A 16,807-nucleotide genomic window follows, 5' to 3' on the forward strand; every position below is an offset into this window, starting at 1 on the left:
CGGTGGGAGGCGGCCGGTGGTTAGCGTCGAGGCGGCTGCGAAGCCACCGGCCGCGGGCTCCCCAGCCCGTCCGGCCGGCCGGACGACGACGGGGGACGGACCATGCGAGTGCTCGTCGATGGTGACCGCGGGTACGTGGGTGCGGTGCTGGTGCCGTTCCTGCAGGCGGCCGGCCACGAGGTGGTGGGCCTGGACGCCGGCTGGTACGACGGCTGCGACTTCGGGCCGCCGGTGACCCGGTACGAGCAGCGCACCGGCGACGTCCGGGACGCGCGGCCCGAGGACCTCGCCGGCTTCGACGCCGTGATCCACCTCGCGGCCATCTCCAACGACCCGCTGGGCCACCTCAACCCGCAGGCCACCTACTCGGTGAACACCGATGGCGCCGTGCGCATGGCGCGCGCGGCGAAGGCGGCCGGGGTGACCCGCTTCCTGTTCTCGTCGTCGTGCTCCCTGTACGGCGCGGCGGGCGACGCGCCCGTCGACGAGGGCGCGGAGTTCCACCCCGTCACCCCGTACGGGGAGTCGAAGATCCAGGCCGAGCGCGGCCTCTCCGCGCTCGCCGACGACGACTTCTCGCCCACGTTCCTGCGCAACGCCACCGCGTACGGCTCCTCGCCGCGGCTGCGCGCCGACATCGTGGTCAACAACCTCACCGGCACCGCGTACACGCGCGGCGAGGTGCGGCTGCAGTCGGACGGCTCGCCGTGGCGGCCCCTCGTGCACGTCGAGGACATCGCGCGGGCCTTCCTCGCCGCGCTCGAGGCGCCCCGCGAGGTGGTGCACGACCGGGCGTTCAACGTGGGCCGGGACGAGGACGTCGTCCAGATCCGCACCGTCGCCGAGCAGGTCAGCGACGTCACCGGCGCCCCGGTGACCTTCGCCGCGGGGGCGGGGGCCGACACCCGCAACTACCGGGTCGACTTCACGCGCATCCGCACCGAGCTCCCCGCCGCCGCCCCGCGGTGGACGGTACGGGACGGGATCCGGCAGATCTGGCAGGACGTGCACCGCTTCGGCCTCACCGCCGACGACTTCGAGGGCCCGCGGTTCGTCCGCCTGCACCGGGTGAGCGAGCTCGCCGCCAGCGGCGTGCTCGACCTCGAGAACCTGCGCACCACGGCGGTGCCGGCATGACCGCCGTGTCGGCGGCGCGGCACGCGGCCACGCCCGAGGGATCCGCCGCGCCCGACGGGTCCGCCGTCCCCGCGCCGTCGTGCCGGCTGTGCGGCGCACCCCTGACCCGCACCTTCGTCGACCTCGGGATGTCGCCGCCGTGCGAGACCTACCCCACCGCCGGGCAGGTCGACGGCCCGGAGGTCTTCTACCCGCTGCACGTGCGCGTGTGCGAGCAGTGCCTGCTGGTGCAGCTGCCCGCGTACGTGCCGGCGGAGGACATCTTCGACGACTACGCCTACTTCTCGTCCTACTCCGCGTCGTGGGTGGAGCACGCCCGGCGCTACGTCGACGGCGCCGTGGAGCGGCTCGGCCTCACCCCCGAGCGGTCGTTCGTCGTCGAGGTGGCGAGCAACGACGGCTACCTGCTGCAGCACGTCGTCGACCGGGGGATCCGCTGCCTCGGCATCGAGCCGTCGGGCAACGTGGCCGCGGCCGCCGTCGAGCGGGGGGTGCCGACGGTGGTCGAGTTCCTGGGCGAGGAGACCGGGCGGCGCGTGCGGGAGGAGCACGGGCCGGCCGACCTCGTCGTCGCCAACAACGTCTTCGCGCACGTGCCGGACATCGTCGACTTCTCGCGCGGGCTGCGGCAGCTCGTCGCCGACGACGGGCGCGTGTCCATCGAGATCCCACACCTGCTGCGCCTCGTCGAGGGCAACGAGTACGACACGATCTACCACGAGCACTACAGCTACCTGTCGCTGCTCACGACGCAGCGCGTGCTGGCCGCCGCCGGGCTCACCGTGGTGGACGTGGACGAGCTGCCCAGCCACGGCGGCTCGCTGCGGACGTGGTCCGTGCCGACGCCCGACGGCGCACCGGCCGGCTCCGCGCCGGAGCCTTCCGCCGCCGTCGCGCGCGTGCTCGCCGCCGAGGCTGCCGCGGGCCTGCACACCGTGGAGGGCCATGCGGGCTTCGCGGAGCAGGTGGCCGCCGTGCGCGACGACGTGCTGCGCTTCCTGCTCACCGCGCGCCGCGAGGGCAAGCGGGTGGTGGCGTACGGGGCACCCGGCAAGGGGAACACGCTGCTCAACCACTGCGGCGTGCGCCCCGACCTCATCGAGTTCGCCGTGGACCGTAACCCGTACAAGCACGGCCGGTTCACGCCCGGCATGCACCTGCCCATCCACGCGCCCGAGGCGCTCGACGCGGCCCGGCCGGACTACGTCGTCGTCATGCCGTGGAACCTGCGGCGGGAGATCTCCGCCCAGCTCGCGCACGTCGCCGACTGGGGCGGCCGGCTGGTGACGTTCCTGCCGCGCCTCGAGGTCTTCGAGCCGGGCACGTGAACGCCGTCGTGCCGGGGTGGCGGTGCCGGTGGTGCCGGTCGGACCGCGCCACCGTGGTGCTCGACCTGGGCTCCCAGCCTGCCGCGGACCTGTTCCCCGAGCCGGAGGCGCCGACGCCCGACCCGGTGCACCCGTTGCGCCTGGTGATGTGCGACCGGTGCCACCTGGCACAGCTCGAGGAGGACCCGACCGGGCCTGAGGAGCCGCGCGGCGTGGAGCCCGCGGCCCTCGTGGCGCAGGCGCGGGCGGGGGTGGCCGACCTCGTCGGGGGCGGGCTGCTGGGACCCGGCACGTGGGTGGAGGAGATGCGCAGCCCGCACGGCGGCTCGTGGCTGGAGCGCGTGCTGGAGCTCGTGCCCGACGCCGTCCTGCTGGACGGTCCCGGCACCGTGCCCGGCCTGGCTGCCGACCTCGTCGTCGACTCCCTCGGCCTCATGCACGAGCCCGACCAGCGCGCGGCCTGGGACCTGCGGATCGACTCCCTCGCACCCGACGGCGTCCTCGCGCTGCACGTGCACCCGCTGTCGGTGATCGTGCGCGACGGGACCTGGAACGCGCTGCGGCACGGGCACTTCGCCTACTACTCGCTGACGGTGCTCGTGGAGATGGCGCGCGGCACCGGCCTCGTCCCCGTCGGGCTGTGGCGGTACCCCCTGTACGGCGGCACACGGCTGCTCGCGCTGGCGCGCGAGGGCTCGCGGCCCGTCCGCGAGCACGCGCGGGCTGCGGGGGACCTCGTCGCACCGGAGCTGGCCGCCGAGGCGGCGGCGGGGGTGACGGACCCGACCGTGGTGGCGGCGCTCCAGCGGCAGGTGGTGCGCTCGGCGGCCGCGCTGCGGGCGTGGCTCGACGAGAACACCGGCAAGGTCGTCGCCTACGGCGCGGCCTCGCGGGCGGTCGCGCTCTTCGCGCTCGCTCGTGTCACCGCAGACGACGTCCTCGCCGTGGTGGACGCGGCGCCCGCCAAACGCGGCCGAGCCATGCCGGGCGGCCCGGGACCGCGCGTGCCCGTGCTCGGGCCGGACATCCTCGCCGAGGTCCGCCCCGACAGGGTCCTGCTGCTCGTGCCCGACCTCCTCGACGAGGTGCGGTTCGCGCACCCCGAGGTGGAGGCGCTCGGGGGCCGCTGGGTGATCGCCGAGCCCGAGCCCGTCGAGGTCGAGCCGCTCAGCCGTGATCGCGGCGGCCGCCGTTGAGCGTCTCGACCAGCGCCACCCACGACCCGGCGGCGGCGTCACGGTCGCTGACGAGCGACACCGGCAGCGGCCACCGGACCCCGAGGTCGGGGTCGAGGTGGTGCACCGCGACGTCCTCGGACGGGTCGTGCTCCGCGTCGATGCGGTAGCAGACGTCGGCGGTGTCCGTAAGTGTCTGATGACCGTGCAGGCAGCCGCGCGGCACGTACAGGACGTGGAAGTCGACGTCGTCGAGCCGGAACGCCTCCCAGCGCCCGAACGTCGGTGAGGCCGGGCGGGCGTCGACGACGACGTCGTGCACGGCACCGTGCGCCACCCGCACCAGCTTGGCCTCGCCGCCGCCGACCCGGCCGTGCAGCCCGCGCACGACGCCGCGCCGTGAGCGGGACTGGCTGTCCTGCACGAACGCCGCCGGGTCGAGGCCCGCGTGCGCCGCGGTGGCGGTGTCGAACGTGCGCGTGAACAGCCCGCGCTCGTCCCGGTGCGGGGTGGGGGCGAGGATCAGCACGCCGTCGAGAGTCGTGGGCAGCACCTGCATGTCCACACGCTACGAAAGCGGGCGGGAGCAGGTCGGGTGAAGTCGGCCGAGGTGCCGGATGAAAAGGCCCCCGGGGCCTTCAACGCCGCCAGGACGCGCCGCAGACTGGCGGCGGGGCCGGCCCCCTGCCGGCCCCACCAGGCTTCACGACCCACCTCCCGACCGCACCCGGGGGCACCATGACACAGCTGGCGCAGCACGCGACGCCGCCCGACCCGACGCAGCCCGGGGAGCCCGTCCGGTCCTTCGACCTGTCGACGGCCGCGCAGGCCCGGCTGCACCGTCTCGTGCCGGGCGGCGCGCACACGTACGCGCGTGGCGCGGACCAGTACCCGGAGCGCATGGCCCCCGTGCTGGCGCGGGGCGCGGGCGCGCACGTGTGGGACGTGGACGGCAACGAGTACGTCGAGTACGGGATGGGGCTGCGCAGCGTCACGCTCGGTCACGGGTTCCGGCCCGTGGTGGACGCCGTGACGTCGGCGGTCGCGGACGGCGTGAGCTTCTCCCGGCCCAGCCGGTGGGAGCTGGAGGCGGCCGAGGCGTTCTGCGCGCAGGTGCCGGGCGCCGACATGGTGAAGTTCGCCAAGAACGGCTCCGACGTCACCACCGCGGCGGTCCGGCTGGCCCGCGCCGCCACGGGCCGCGACCTCGTCGCCGTCTGTGCCGACCACCCGTTCTTCTCCACCGACGACTGGTTCATCGGCACCACCCCGATGGACGCCGGGATCCCGCGGGCGATCAGCGACCTCACGGTCCGCTTCCCGTACGGCGACCTGACCGCCGTGCAGGCGCTGCTCGCGGAGCACGAGGGCCGGATCGCCGCCGTCGTGCTCGAGGCCGCGACGGCGCACGCGAGCCCCCCGCCCGGCTATCTCGAGGGGCTGCGCGCCCTGTGCGACGACACCGGGACGGTGCTCGTGTTCGACGAGATCATCACGGGGATGCGGTGGTCCGCCGGCGGCGCCCAGTCCGTGTACGGCGTCGTGCCGGACCTGTCGACGTGGGGCAAGGCGCTGGGCAACGGGTTCGCCGTGTCGGCGCTCGCGGGCCGGCGCGAGCTCATGGAGCTCGGCGGGCTGGCGACGGACGCGCGGCGCGTCTTCCTGCTCTCGACGACGCACGGCGCGGAGACGGCGGGCCTCGCGGCCTGGCTGGCGGTGCACCGCGAGTACGCCGCGCGCGACGTGCCCGGCGCGATGGCCGCCCAGGGCGAGCGGCTGCGTGCCGGGGTGCAGCAGGTGGTGGACTCCGCCGGGCTGACCGGCTGGGTGACGGTGTCGGGGCACCCGGCGTGCCTGGTCTTCGGCACCCGCGACCACGACGGTGCGCCGTCGCAGGCGTACCGCACCCTGTTCCTCGCCGAGCTGCTGCGCCGCGGCGTGCTGGCGCAGTCGTTCGTGATCTCCGCCGCGCACACCGACGCGGACGTCGACCGGACGGTCGAGGCCGTCGCCGGGGCGCTGCCCGTCTACGCCGCCGCCCTGGACGCGGGCGGCACCGAGGGCTTGCTCGTCGGACGGCCCGTCGCCCCCGCGCTGCGGGAGCGGGCCGCGCCGCGTCGCGTCCGTCACACGCCCGAGCCGGCAGATGCGGACGGGCAGGCCCTGGGAGGGACGTCATGAAGGTCGTGCTGTTCTGCGGCGGGCTGGGGATGCGGATGCGGTCCGGCCCCGACTCGCTGCCCAAGCCGATGATGCCGATCGGGTCGCGGCCCGTCCTGTGGCACATCATGAAGTACTACGCGCACTTCGGGCACACGGAGTTCGTGCTCGCGCTGGGGCACGGCGCGAACGCCGTCAAGGACTACTTCCTGAACTACTCCGAGACGCACTCCAACGACTTCGTCCTCACCAAGGGCGGCGAGCACGTCGAGCTGCTGAGCAGCGACATCAGCGAGTGGCGCATCACGTTCGTCGACACGGGGATCGACACGGCGATCGGCGAGCGGCTGCGGCGCGTGCGCCGGTTCCTCGACGACGACGAGGTGTTCCTCGCCAACTACGGCGACGTGCTCACGGACGCGCCGATGGACCGGATCGTCGACGACTTCCTCGCCACGGACGCCGTCGGGTCGCTCATGGCGGTGGCCCCGCAGGACTCGTTCCACGTGGTGCGTTACGACCCGGACGGCACGATGCGCGACCTGGAGCCCGTGGCCGACATGAGCATGTGCATCAACGGCGGCTACTTCGTGCTGCGGCAGGGCATCTTCGACTACCTGAACGAGGGCGAGGACCTGGTTATGGACGCCTGCGTGCGCGCGGCGCGCGACGGCCGGTTCCGCGTGCACCCGCACACCGGGTTCTGGGCGCCGATGGACACGCTCAAGGAGCGTTCCGCGCTGGAGGAGATGAACCGCGTCGGCGACCGGCCGTGGGCGGTGTGGGACCGCGGCGGGCGCCCCGCGCCCCGGCGCGTGCCCGAGGTCGAGATCGGTGACGTGGTGGGGCGGGCCCGTGCGACGGCGTGAGGGCGCGGTGCGCGTCGGCCTGGTCGGGCAGTTCGGCTACCGGAACTTCGGCAACGAGGCGTCGCTGGACGCCGCGCTCGGCCTCCTTCGTGACCACGGCGGCGCCGACCCCGTCGTCCTCACCGATGCGCCCGACGTCGCCCGGAGGGAGCGCGGCCTCCCGGCGTGGCCGCTGTCGTCGCCGTCCGTGCCCCGCGGCGGCTGGCGCGGCGGCCTCGGCAAGCTCGCCGACGTGCGCCAGGCGTGGCGGGTGGTGGGACGCCTCGACGCCGTCCTGGTTCCTGGTACCGGGATCCTGGAGGGGCACGCGGTGCACCCGTGGGGGCCGCCCTTCACGCTCGCCTGCTACGGGATCGTGGCCCGCCTCCGGCGGCGGCCCTTCGTGCTGCTGTCGGTGGGCGCCGACGGGCTGGGCGGGCCGGTCACGCGGGCGCTGCTCCGGGTCGTGCTCCGGACCGCGACGTCGGTGACGACCCGCGACGAGGGGTCGGCGGACGTCGTCGCCGACGGCGGTGCGCCGCGACCCCGGGTCGTGCCGGACCTCGCGTTCGCGCTGCCTCTGCCCCCGCCGGACGAGGCTGTCTCCGGGCGGCCGCGCGTGGCCGTGGGAGTGGTGCGTTTCGACTGGTGCGCCCCCGCCGAGGGCCGGGACGAGTACCTGTCCCGGACGGTGCGGCTGGTCCGTTCCGTCGTCGCCCAGGGGATGGACGTCGTGCTGGTCGGTGGGGACGGGGCCGACGCGCCGACGGCGCGAGCGGTCGAGGAGGTCGTCGCCGACCCCGCCCACGTCGTGCTCGCCCCGGTGGAGTCCTTCGCCGGCCTGGAGCGGGTGCTACGGGGAACCCGGGCCATGGTCGCGGTGCGCTATCACAACCTGGTGGCCGCGGTCCGCTGCGGGATCCCGGCGGTGTCCCTCGGGTACGGGCCCAAGCAGCGATGGCTGCTGCAGCGGTTCGGGGACCCTGTCCGTGCGCACGCCGTCGACGACTTCGACCCGGAGCTCGTCGCTCGTCAGGTGGTCGCCGTGGCGGCCGCGACCGACGTTCCCGACGAGAGCTCGGGTCGTGCGCTCCAGGAGGCACGGTCCGAGCTCGCCACCCAGGCACGCCAGGTGGCACGACTGCTGGGGCTGAGCCCCGTCCTTCCGGCGACGACGGCCCTTCCGGCGACGACGGCGGAGCCGCTGGGTGGGCGCGTCCTGGGGGAGGTCGTCCGATGATGCCGTTGCTGGCCGGCGACGACGAGCTGCGCGTGGTCGCCCTGGCCGCGCACCCCGACGACGTCGAGATCGCCTGCGGGGGGACGCTGCTCGCCCTCGACGCGCGCGGTGGTGCCAAGGTCTCGTTCCTCACGCTCACGGGGGACGACGAGCGCGAGGCGGAGGCGGTGAGGTCGGCCGAGGCCTTCGTCCCCGGGGTCTCCTCGGACTTCGCACGGCTGCCCGACGGCCGGCTGCCGGAGCACTGGGGCGCCGTGAAGCGTGCTCTCCACGAGCACGCCGAGCGCCTGCCGGACCCCCACGTGGTGATGGCGCCGCGCCCCGACGACGCCCACCAGGACCACCGGCTGGTCGGGGAGCTCGCCCCGACCGTGTGGCGCGACGCCCTCGTCCTCCACTACGAGATCCCGAAGTGGGACGGGGACATGGGGCGGCCCACGACGTACGTCCCCGTCCCGGAGGCGGACGCCCGCCGCAAGGTCGAGCTGCTCCACCGGCACTACGCGTCCCAGCGCGGCCACGACTGGTGGGACGACGAGGTGTTCCTCGGGCTGATGCGGCTGCGCGGCATGGAGTGCCGGGAGCGGTACGCCGAGGCGTTCGTCGTGCGGAAGGCGGTGGTGCGCTGGTGAGCGGCCCGCGGGTGACGATCGGGGTGCCGGTGCGCAACGGGGAAGCCTTCCTCGAGCGCACCCTCCGAGCGCTGCAGGAGCAGGACCTGGACGAGGTGGAGGTCCTCGTCGCCGACAACGCGTCGACGGACGGCACCCGGGCGATCGCCGAGCGCTTCACGGCCGACGACCCGCGTTTCACCTACTTGGGCGCGACCACGAACCGGGGCATCCCGTGGAACTGGAACCGTCTCCTCGACCGGGCCCGTGCGCCGTACTTCATGTGGAACTCGGCGGACGACGTGGTCCGCCCGAACCATCTGGTCGCGTGCGTGGAGGCTCTCGACTCCCACCCCGAGGCCACGATCGCCTTCTCCCGGGTGGAGCTCTCCGACCCGGACGACCGGGTCGTCGGGAGGCTGGACGACGAGGGCCTCGACTTCCTCTCACCCGGACCGGCGGACCGGGTGAGCCTCTTCTTCGAGCGACAAGTGTGGCAGGCGATCGGCTTCGGTGGTGTCTTCCGGACCACCGCACTGCGCGACCGCGGTGGCCTCCCGGACTTCTGGGGCGGCGACTTCGCCCTGGCAGTGGCGATGGCCATGCGGTCCCCGTGGGTCCAGGTGCCGGACGTCGGTTTCGTGTCGCGGCGGCACCCGGGACAGATGTCGAACCTGCAGACCTCCGACCCGGTGCTCCAGACGCAGACCTATCGTCCGGACTTCCGCCGTCCGCTGGCGTTCCCCCAGTGGTACCTGCACGGCCGGGTCCTCGCGGAGGCCCTGCTCGCCCCGGTCCCGGTGGCCGAGCGGGTGCGGGCCGTGGGGGCGGTAGCCCGCCGGTGGACCGCGCCGGGCCTGCGCTCGCTGGGGTACGACGTGAAGCGGAACCTACTCCGTGCCGCACCGGCCGGGGACGCCGATGCGTCGCGCACCTGAGACGCGGCGTCGCGCGCGCGTGCTCGGGGTCGCCGGTGGCGTGCTGGTGCTCGCGCTGGGCGCGGTGGCTGCCCTCCGCGTGCTCGACCTCGGGCCGTTCTCGTCCCCGGACTGGCACGAGCAGCCCCCGGGGGCGGACGCCCCCGTGCGTGCCGTGACACCGTCGTCGCGGGAGCCGGCCCGCGACGGCGACCCCCGATGGATCACCGGGATCTCCGCCGACGGGCGCACCTTCGTGGACCAGGACGGCGCGCCCGTGCTGGTGCGGGGCGACGCGCCGTGGTCGCTGCTCACGGACCTGCGGCCCCCGGAGGCGGAGGAGTACCTGTCCGCCCGCTCGGAGCAGGGCTTCAACGCCGTCCTGGTGTCTCTCGTCGGGGCGGTCGCCAACGGGGCGCCGTCCGACGACGGGGCGACGGTCGACGGGCTGCGACCCTTCGTCGGCGGCGACGTGCTGCGGTGGGACGACGCGTACTTCGACCGCGCGCATGACGTGCTGCGCCGCGCCGGGGAGCTGGGCATCACCACGCTGCTGTACCCGGTGGACTCGTGGACGTTGGAGCACGAGTTCGCCGGGGTGCCGCCGGCGACGTGCCGCGCCTTCGGCGTCCGGGTCGCGCGGTGGGCGAAGGACCTGCCGGTGCTGTGGATGTCGGGCGGCGACTACTCTCCCTCCACCGCGACCGACGCCTGCCTCGGGGCGCTCCGGGACGGCATCCGCTCGACCGGCGACGACCGGCCGTTCTCCGTGCAGCTCTGGTCGGCACCGTCGGCCAGCGACGACCAGCGCTGGAAGGACGAGGTCGACTGGAACTTCGTTTACAGCTACGGGCCGACGTCGCTCGCGGTGCGCGCCGCCTACGACACGCGCCCGCACCGTCCGGCGCTGCTGGGCGAGGCGAACTACGAGGGGGAGAACAACACGGGCGGTCCGACGACCACGACCGAGACGCTCCGCCGCCAGGTCCTCTGGGCGATCACGTCCGGGTCTCCCGGCGAGGTCTTCGGCACGGACGACTGGGAGTTCCTGCCCGGGTGGCAGACCCGCCTGCGCTCCGAGGGGGCCACGCAGGTTTCCCGGATCCGGGACGTGATCGCCTCGTTGCGGTGGTGGACGCTGGCGCCGAGCGACGGCTTCCTCACCGACGGGGTCGGATCCGCGATCGACGGGCAGGACGTGCTCGGCGCCGACCTGGCCACGACGTCGGTCGCCCCGGACGGGAGCCTGGCGCTGGTCTACGTGCCGTCCGGGCGCGCCGTCTCGCTCGACCTGTCGAAGGTGGACTCGGCGGCGTCCGCCGTGTGGGTGGATCCGTCGACGGGGACGGCGACGCCGGTCCCGCTGACCCGCGAGCTGCGCACCCCGGGCGCGAACGCGGCCGGCGCGAGCGACTGGCTGCTCGTGGTCGGCACCGACCTCCCCTTCTGAGGCACGGCCCGGCGCACCACGCTGACGGGGGCGAGCGGGGCGAACCGTGCCGCCCACAGCAACTCCGACGCCGCGTCGCCGTACGCCCCGTCCCGGGCCAGCGACCGTGCAGCCCGCACCGCGCTCCACGCCGCGAACCGGTCGTTCGAGGCGAGGCCCTCCCGGAGCGCGGAGGCGAGGCGGGTGTCGCCGCGCTCCACGGCGGCCCTCCGGTGGGACCGCAGCACGTGCCGGATGCTGTCCGCCAGGACCCGGTGCCGGCGCGTGGCGTTGTGGCCGTGGGTGCGGTAGGAGACGAGGCTCCGGTCGCCCACCATGACGGTGCGGCCCCGCAGGGCGAGCTTCAGTACGAGGTCGAGGTCCTCGGCGCACCGGAGCGTGGGGTCGAAGCCGCCGACCGCGCGGAACGCGTCGGCACGCACGACGAGGTTCCCCAGCAGGATGCCGGTCACCCGTCGGTAGACGTCCTCCGCGTCCCGTACGGGCACCTGGTCGGCGGGGGCGACGAGGGCCCCGTCCGCGTCGATGCTGTCCATCCCCGAGTAGGTGATCGCCACGCCGGGGTCCGTCATGGCTGCGGCGTGGGTGGCGAGCCTCGCCGGGTCCCACACGTCGTCGTCGTCGAGGAAGGCGAGGAGGTCGCCGGAGGTCGCCGCCGCGCCGGTGTTGCGCGCCACCGACGGCCCCGAGGGGCGCGACCGGACGATGCGCGTCGGCGGGAGGCCCGCGGGGAGGTCGTCGACGTCGAGGGGGACCGGGCTGCCGTCGTCGACCACGATGAGCTCCACCGGGGGCAGCGTCTGGGCGGCGAGCGACCGCATGGCCTCGGCGAGGAACGGGTTGTCGGCCCCACGGTTGGTGGCCAGGACGACGGAGACGCTCGGGGTCATCGGTTCACGCCCCGGTGTGCCGCGCCGACGTCACGCGCGGTGATCCCGAGCCGCGCCAGCTCGGTGTCGAACCTGCGTCGTGAGACGGCCCAGTCGTGGGCGACGGCGTGCTCGCGTGCGGCGGCACGGCGCGCGGCGAGCAGCCCGCGGTCGTCGGCGAGCGCGCCGAGCGCGTCGGCGAACGACGGGCCGGTCGGGGGAACGAGGAGCCCCGCGTCTCCCGCGGCCTCGGGGATCCCGCCGACGTCGGCGGCGACCACCGCGGCGCCGGACGCCATCCCTTCGAGCACGGTGAGGGCGAAGGGCTCGTCCCACCGCGACGGGACCACCACGACGTCGGCCGCCCGCAGGATCGCGGCCACCTGCTCCCGTGGCCTGAAGGGGAGCCACGTGACGCGGTCGCCCAGCGGCGCCGCGAGCCGACGGAGCCCCCGCTCGTAGGGCGACAAAGGAGCGTCGGGGGCGAAGTGCGGCGTCCCGACGAGGGTGGCCCGGAGGTCGGCCCGACCCAGCCGGGCGAGCGCGTCCAGGAGGAGGTCGGGCCCCTTCTCGCGCACCATCCGGCCCACGAACACGATGCTGAGGACCTCCCCGGGCTCGTGCCCGTCCGGGCTGAAGAACGTCGTGTCGACGCCGTTGGGCACCGTCGCCACCCGGCCGTGCAGCGTGACTGGGAGGCGCGCGGCGGTGCGCTCCGCGAGGAAGTCGCTCACGCACACGAGGGCGGCTGCGGGGGCGAGGGTGTTCCCCGCCGCGCGGGACGCGTAGGTGCGCAGCAGCTCGTTGTGGAACCACACCACCGAGGCGTGGCGCCGGGTGTCGACCAGCCTCGCCAGCTGCGGCGCGTTGTGCGCGACCACCACCGACGGCGCCCACGACCCCTGGTCGCGGACGGTGGGACGCAGGGACCGGCGCGCCCCGGGCCGCGGGAGACCGAGGACGGCGGCGGCGCCGTCGAGGAGCCTGTCCCCGCGCCTGCCGGGCGCCGCGTCGTAGCCAACCACGTCCGCGGAGGGGTAGTGGTCCCGGTACGTCCCGTGCGCCACCGCGACGCGGGTCCGCGGGTGCCCAGGCGGGGTCGCGGCCGCGAGGCCGTGCACGACCGTCGGGACGGCGCTGCCCGTGTCCGGCGAGAAATGGTCGCCGGGCGTGATCACGTGCAGATGACTGCCCGCCGCGACCGGAACGCTCATGCTGTCGAGACTACGGAGCCGGCCACCGGGCAGGGGGGTGAAACCGGCGGGAGCACCGGCTGAATTCGGTCCCCGGCCCTCGGAAACGACGGGTCCGCGAGGGAACGATGTCCCTGTGACGACAGAGAAGGCGCCGCCGGGCGCTGCCGACCGGCCGACCACGGTCGCGAGCGCGCCCCCGGGCGTGGGCGCGACCGTGGTGCCCGTGCTGGACGACCCGCAGGCACTGTCGCGCGGGGAGCTGCAGGACCGGGCCATCCGAGGAGCGATGTGGACGCTCGTCCACGTCGTCGTCTCCCTGCCGCTGGCCTTCGTCGTCAACATCGTCATCGCCCGGGTGCTGGGCGTCGTGGACTACGGGCGCCTCGCGTACCTGTCGACGGTCCTCGCGCTCGTCGGGTCGGCGGTCGAGTTCGGCGTAGGCACGGGCGTGGTCCAGTTCGGGTCGAAGGCGCACGCCGCCGGGCGGTACGACGAGGTGAAGCGCATGCTCACCGCCGCCCAGGGGTACCGGGTGCTGGTGGGCATCCCCGTGCTGTCGCTCGCCGTGCTGCTGCTCGTCGACGTCGACCCGGTCCTCCTGGCGATCGCGCTCGTGTTCGGCGTCGTGATCCCGTGCGCCTCGGGAGGCCCGTCGGACGCGCTCGCCATCGAGAACAAGACGGCGCAGAGCGCGCAGGCGACCATGATCGTCAACCTGGTCACCCAGGTGATGGTGGTGATCGTCGCGGCCACCGCCGGCACCGCGGACTCGATCTGGGCGGTGCGTCTCGTCGCCGTGGGCCTAGGCGCGATCGCGTACATGTGCTTCGTGGCGCCGATGTACCGCCGCGCGCTGCTGCGCCCCCGTTTCCGCCGGTTCCCCTCGGGCTTCTGGAAGTTCGCCGTGCCCGCCGGCGCCGCCGGGATGCTGGAGGCGTTCGTCTCCTCGCGCAGCGAGGTGATGGTGCTGACGTGGATGTCGGAGCCCGCGGCGGCGGGTGTCTTCGCCCTCGCGTTCGGCCTCGGGGTCCACCTCTTCGCGCCGGCGCAGTCGCTGCTGGGCCCGCTGGTCCCGGCGATCTCAGGGCTCCGCGAGGTCGACGTCGAGGCCGTGGGCCGCGCGCTGGGCCGGACGCTGCGCGCGTCGTCGACCGCCACGGCCGCGGTCGTCGCCGCCGCGACGCCGGCGTTCGCGCTGCTGGTGCCCACCATCTATGGTCCCGAGTTCGCGTCGGTGCCGCCCGTGCTCGTCGTCCTCAGCGTCGCCGGGGGGCTGCTGGTGATGGCTGGCCCGCTGAAGGCGTTCCTCATGGCCCGTCTCAAGGGCACCTGGCTGCTGTGGATGAACCTGACCTGCCTGGTCGTCGACGTCGGGATCACCGTCGCGCTGGTCCGCCCGCTCGGAGTGTGGGCCGCCGTACTCGGGAACGCGACGGCGGCGGTGGCGCTGTTCGCCGGCCTGCTCACCCTCGAAGTGCGGTCGCTGGGTTTGTCCGCGGGGCGCGCCCTCGGCACGGTGCTCCCGTTCCTGCTGGGCGCCGCGGTGTCGGTGGCCACCTGGTGGGGCGTCGACCGCATCGGGGCACCGCCAGTGCCGTCGGCGGCCGTGGCCGCCGTGCTGGGCCTCGGGCTGTTCGTGGGCGCGGTGCGCCTCGCCCGGACCGGGCTCACGCCCGCGGACGCCGAGGCCGTGGCCCGGTCCGTGCCGGCACGGCTGCGGCGGGTCGCCGTGCCGATGCTCCGGGTCGTCTCCGCGAGCCGGGCATGACGTCGAACGAGAGGGGCGAGGGGATGGATGCCAGAGCCGTCGCGTTCTACCTGCCGCAGTTCCACCCGATCCCGGAGAACGACCGGTGGTGGGGCCCGGGGTTCACCGAGTGGACCAACGTGGCGCGGGCGCGCCGTCTGTACCCGGGGCACCGGCAGCCGCTGGTGCCCGCCGACCTCGGCTTCTACGACCTCCGGCTGCCCGAGGTGCGGGCGGCGCAGTCGGAGCTGGCGCGCCAGTACGGCGTCGAGGCGTTCGCGTACTGGCACTACTGGTTCGGCAACGGGCGGCGGATCCTGGAGCGCCCGTTCGCGGAGGTGCTGGCTTCCGGCGCGCCCGACGTGTCGTTCTGCCTGGCGTGGGCGAACCAGACGTGGAGCGGCATCTGGCACGGCGAGGCCGACCGGATCCTGGTGCAGCAGCACTACCCGGGCGTCGAGGACTACGCGGCTCACTTCGAGGCCGTGCTGCCCGCGTTCCGCGACCCTCGCTACCTGCGGGTGGGCGGCCGACCGGTGTTCTACGTCTTCCGGCCCGAGGAGCTGCCGGACGCCGCGGACTTCGTCGACCTCTGGCAGTCGCTCGCGCGCAGGGCGGGCCTCGAGGGCCTGTACCTCGTGGCGGAGATGAGCGACCTGCTGGGCGGCGGACCGCGGTACGACCGGGTCAAGGAGGACGGTTTCGACGGCGGGGTGTACATGCGGATGCCCGCGGGGACGTCGCGGTCGGAGCTGCTGCGGATGCGCGCCTTCCGCAGGCTCGCCGGCGGGCCGGAGGTCTTCCCCTACTCCACCGACTGGGCCGGGCAGAACCGCACCGGCGACCTGGTCCAGCCGTGCGTCTACCCCAACTGGGACAACACGCCGCGCTCCGGCCGCGGGGGCCTGGTGCTGCACGGCGCGACCCCGGAGAAGTTCGGCCAGAACGTGCGGCAGGCGGTGGCGTCGATCGCGCACCGGCCGGCCGAGGAACGGCTGCTGTGGGTCAAGTCGTGGAACGAGTGGGCCGAGGGCAACCACCTGGAGCCCGACCTGCGGCACGGCCGCGGCTGGCTCGAGGCGCTGCGGGACGGCCTGCGATGAGGATCGCGATCATCTCCTACTACCTGCCCAGCACCAGCAAGCAGGGCATCGGGTACCAGGTGCACGAGCTGGCGACCGAGCTCGCGCGGCGCGGCCACGACGTGACGGTCCTCAGCGACTGCCCGCCGGTCGACGGCGCCGTCTACGGGCACCGGCACGTGCGGATGACGGGCTCGCTGCGCACGTTCCGCTTCGCGCTCGCCCTGCGCCGCGTCGACCTCTCGTCCTACGACGTCCTGCATGCGTGGGGAGACGACTACTGGCTGTGGCGGCGGCGCGTGCCCCGGCACGTGCGGACCCTCGCGGGGTCGTGCTTCGAGGAGGCGCGCACCATCAAGGGCGTCAAGGAGAAGGCACGGATGGTGCTCCTCGGGCTGTCCGAGGTGCTCGCGTCCCGCGTCGCCGACCGCACCGTCGTCATCTCGCCCGAGACGCGCCGCTGGTACCCCTGGGTGCGCGACGTCGTGCCCTGTGGCACGGACGTGAGCCGGTTCCGGCCCGACGACGCCCGGCGGGCGGACCACCCGGTGGTCCTGTTCGTCGGGTACTGGCGCGGCCGCAAGCGCGGCGAGGAGCTGGCGCGCCAGTTCCAGGAGACGGTGCTGCCGAAGCATCCCGACGCGGAGCTCTGGATGGTGAGCCAGGACGTGCCCGACGACGTGGGCCCCGGGGTCCGCGCCCTGGGGCGGCTGTCCGACGACGAGCTGGCGCTCGCCTTCCAGCAGGCGTGGGCGTTCTGCCTGCCGAGCGACTACGAGGGCTTCGGCATCCCGTACGCGGAGGCGATGGCGTCCGGGCTGCCCGTGGTCGCGACCCCCAACCCCGGGGCGCGATACGTGACGGACGACGGCCGCACCGCCGTCGTCGTGCCGCTGGAGGACGTCGGCACGGCGCTCGCCGAGCTCCTGGCGGACGACGCGCGGCGGGAGGCGCTCGCGGCCTCGGCACTCGAGCGGGTCCAGGAGTTCACGCTGGAGCGCGTCGTGGACCGGTACGAGGCGCTCTACCGCGCCTGACCCGTACCCT

14 protein-coding genes and 1 pseudogene are annotated in these 16,807 nt (G+C 74.5%); 12 read left to right on the plus strand and 3 right to left on the minus strand.

Annotation, left to right across the window (positions count from 1 at the left end):
- Positions 1-102: 102 nt before the first annotated feature.
- From ACQP60_RS12810 to ACQP60_RS12820, 3 genes are read left to right on the plus strand one after another with little or no spacing between them, the layout of a single operon-like run.
- On the plus strand, positions 103-1,137 hold the full coding sequence (locus tag ACQP60_RS12810; RefSeq protein WP_429733077.1) for an NAD-dependent epimerase/dehydratase family protein: 1,035 nt from the start codon (positions 103-105) through the stop codon (positions 1,135-1,137).
- Positions 1,134-2,465 (plus strand): methyltransferase domain-containing protein, encoded by a 1,332-nt coding sequence (locus ACQP60_RS12815; RefSeq protein WP_429733080.1) that lies wholly within the window; start codon positions 1,134-1,136, stop codon positions 2,463-2,465. The genes ACQP60_RS12810 and ACQP60_RS12815 overlap by 4 nt, the downstream gene beginning before the upstream one ends.
- Positions 2,462-3,661 carry a class I SAM-dependent methyltransferase gene (locus ACQP60_RS12820; protein ID WP_429733083.1) on the plus strand — a complete coding sequence of 400 codons (1,200 nt, stop codon included), beginning with the start codon at positions 2,462-2,464 and terminating at the stop codon, positions 3,659-3,661. The genes ACQP60_RS12815 and ACQP60_RS12820 overlap by 4 nt, the downstream gene beginning before the upstream one ends.
- On the opposite strand, the gene ACQP60_RS12825 is transcribed toward ACQP60_RS12820, so the two are convergent.
- On the minus strand, positions 3,633-4,199 hold the full coding sequence (locus ACQP60_RS12825; RefSeq protein ID WP_429733087.1) for a dTDP-4-dehydrorhamnose 3,5-epimerase family protein: 567 nt from the start codon (positions 4,197-4,199) through the stop codon (positions 3,633-3,635). The two genes, ACQP60_RS12820 and ACQP60_RS12825, sit on opposite strands and share 29 nt — an antisense overlap.
- Before the next feature lie 179 nt (positions 4,200-4,378).
- Between ACQP60_RS12825 and ACQP60_RS12830 the strand changes: the two genes are divergently transcribed.
- The 6 genes from ACQP60_RS12830 to ACQP60_RS12855 are packed head-to-tail and all read left to right on the plus strand — an operon-like array spanning position 4,379 to position 10,866.
- Positions 4,379-5,821 (plus strand): glutamate-1-semialdehyde 2,1-aminomutase, encoded by a 1,443-nt coding sequence (locus ACQP60_RS12830; protein ID WP_429733089.1) that lies wholly within the window; start codon positions 4,379-4,381, stop codon positions 5,819-5,821.
- Positions 5,818-6,669: a sugar phosphate nucleotidyltransferase gene (locus tag ACQP60_RS12835; RefSeq protein ID WP_429733092.1), complete on the plus strand. Its 852-nt coding sequence runs from the start codon at positions 5,818-5,820 to the stop codon at positions 6,667-6,669. The genes ACQP60_RS12830 and ACQP60_RS12835 overlap by 4 nt, the downstream gene beginning before the upstream one ends.
- Positions 6,656-7,888, plus strand: a complete 1,233-nt coding sequence (locus tag ACQP60_RS12840) for a polysaccharide pyruvyl transferase family protein (RefSeq protein ID WP_429733095.1) — start codon at positions 6,656-6,658, stop codon at positions 7,886-7,888. The genes ACQP60_RS12835 and ACQP60_RS12840 overlap by 14 nt, the downstream gene beginning before the upstream one ends.
- Entirely contained in the window at positions 7,885-8,520 is a 636-nt protein-coding gene (locus ACQP60_RS12845) for a PIG-L deacetylase family protein (protein WP_429733097.1), read from the plus strand. Before ACQP60_RS12840 ends, ACQP60_RS12845 begins: the two co-directional genes overlap by 4 nt.
- Positions 8,517-9,437, plus strand: a complete 921-nt coding sequence (locus tag ACQP60_RS12850; protein WP_429733100.1) for a glycosyltransferase family 2 protein — start codon at positions 8,517-8,519, stop codon at positions 9,435-9,437. The genes ACQP60_RS12845 and ACQP60_RS12850 overlap by 4 nt, the downstream gene beginning before the upstream one ends.
- Positions 9,421-10,866, plus strand: a complete 1,446-nt coding sequence (locus tag ACQP60_RS12855; RefSeq protein WP_429733102.1) for an apiosidase-like domain-containing protein — start codon at positions 9,421-9,423, stop codon at positions 10,864-10,866. Before ACQP60_RS12850 ends, ACQP60_RS12855 begins: the two co-directional genes overlap by 17 nt.
- Before the next feature lie 287 nt (positions 10,867-11,153).
- Here the strand turns inward: ACQP60_RS12855 and ACQP60_RS12860 are convergent.
- A pseudogene (locus ACQP60_RS12860) lies at positions 11,154-11,756 on the minus strand (glycosyltransferase family 2 protein); the annotation flags it as partial.
- Complete coding sequence (locus ACQP60_RS12865) at positions 11,753-12,949, minus strand: glycosyltransferase family 4 protein (RefSeq protein WP_429733105.1); 1,197 nt, start codon at positions 12,947-12,949, stop codon at positions 11,753-11,755. The pseudogene ACQP60_RS12860 and the gene ACQP60_RS12865, both read right to left, overlap by 4 nt.
- A gap of 115 nt (positions 12,950-13,064) precedes the next feature.
- Here ACQP60_RS12865 and ACQP60_RS12870 point away from each other — a divergent pair, with 115 nt between their 5' ends.
- The 3 genes from ACQP60_RS12870 to ACQP60_RS12880 are packed head-to-tail and all read left to right on the plus strand — an operon-like array spanning position 13,065 to position 16,797.
- Positions 13,065-14,699, plus strand: a complete 1,635-nt coding sequence (locus tag ACQP60_RS12870) for a lipopolysaccharide biosynthesis protein (RefSeq protein WP_429733108.1) — start codon at positions 13,065-13,067, stop codon at positions 14,697-14,699.
- A 23-nt stretch (positions 14,700-14,722) separates the two neighbouring features.
- A complete protein-coding gene (locus ACQP60_RS12875) occupies positions 14,723-15,781 on the plus strand; it encodes a glycosyltransferase WbsX family protein (RefSeq protein ID WP_429733111.1) in 1,059 nt (352 codons plus the stop codon).
- The gene (locus tag ACQP60_RS12880; RefSeq protein WP_429733114.1) at positions 15,778-16,797 is read left to right on the plus strand and encodes a glycosyltransferase family 4 protein; all 1,020 of its coding nucleotides are present in this window, start codon (positions 15,778-15,780) and stop codon (positions 16,795-16,797) included. The genes ACQP60_RS12875 and ACQP60_RS12880 overlap by 4 nt, the downstream gene beginning before the upstream one ends.
- Positions 16,798-16,807 lie beyond the last annotated feature (10 nt).

The organism is Isoptericola variabilis, assembly GCF_050311655.1.
Taxonomy (GTDB): domain Bacteria; phylum Actinomycetota; class Actinomycetes; order Actinomycetales; family Cellulomonadaceae; genus Isoptericola; species Isoptericola variabilis.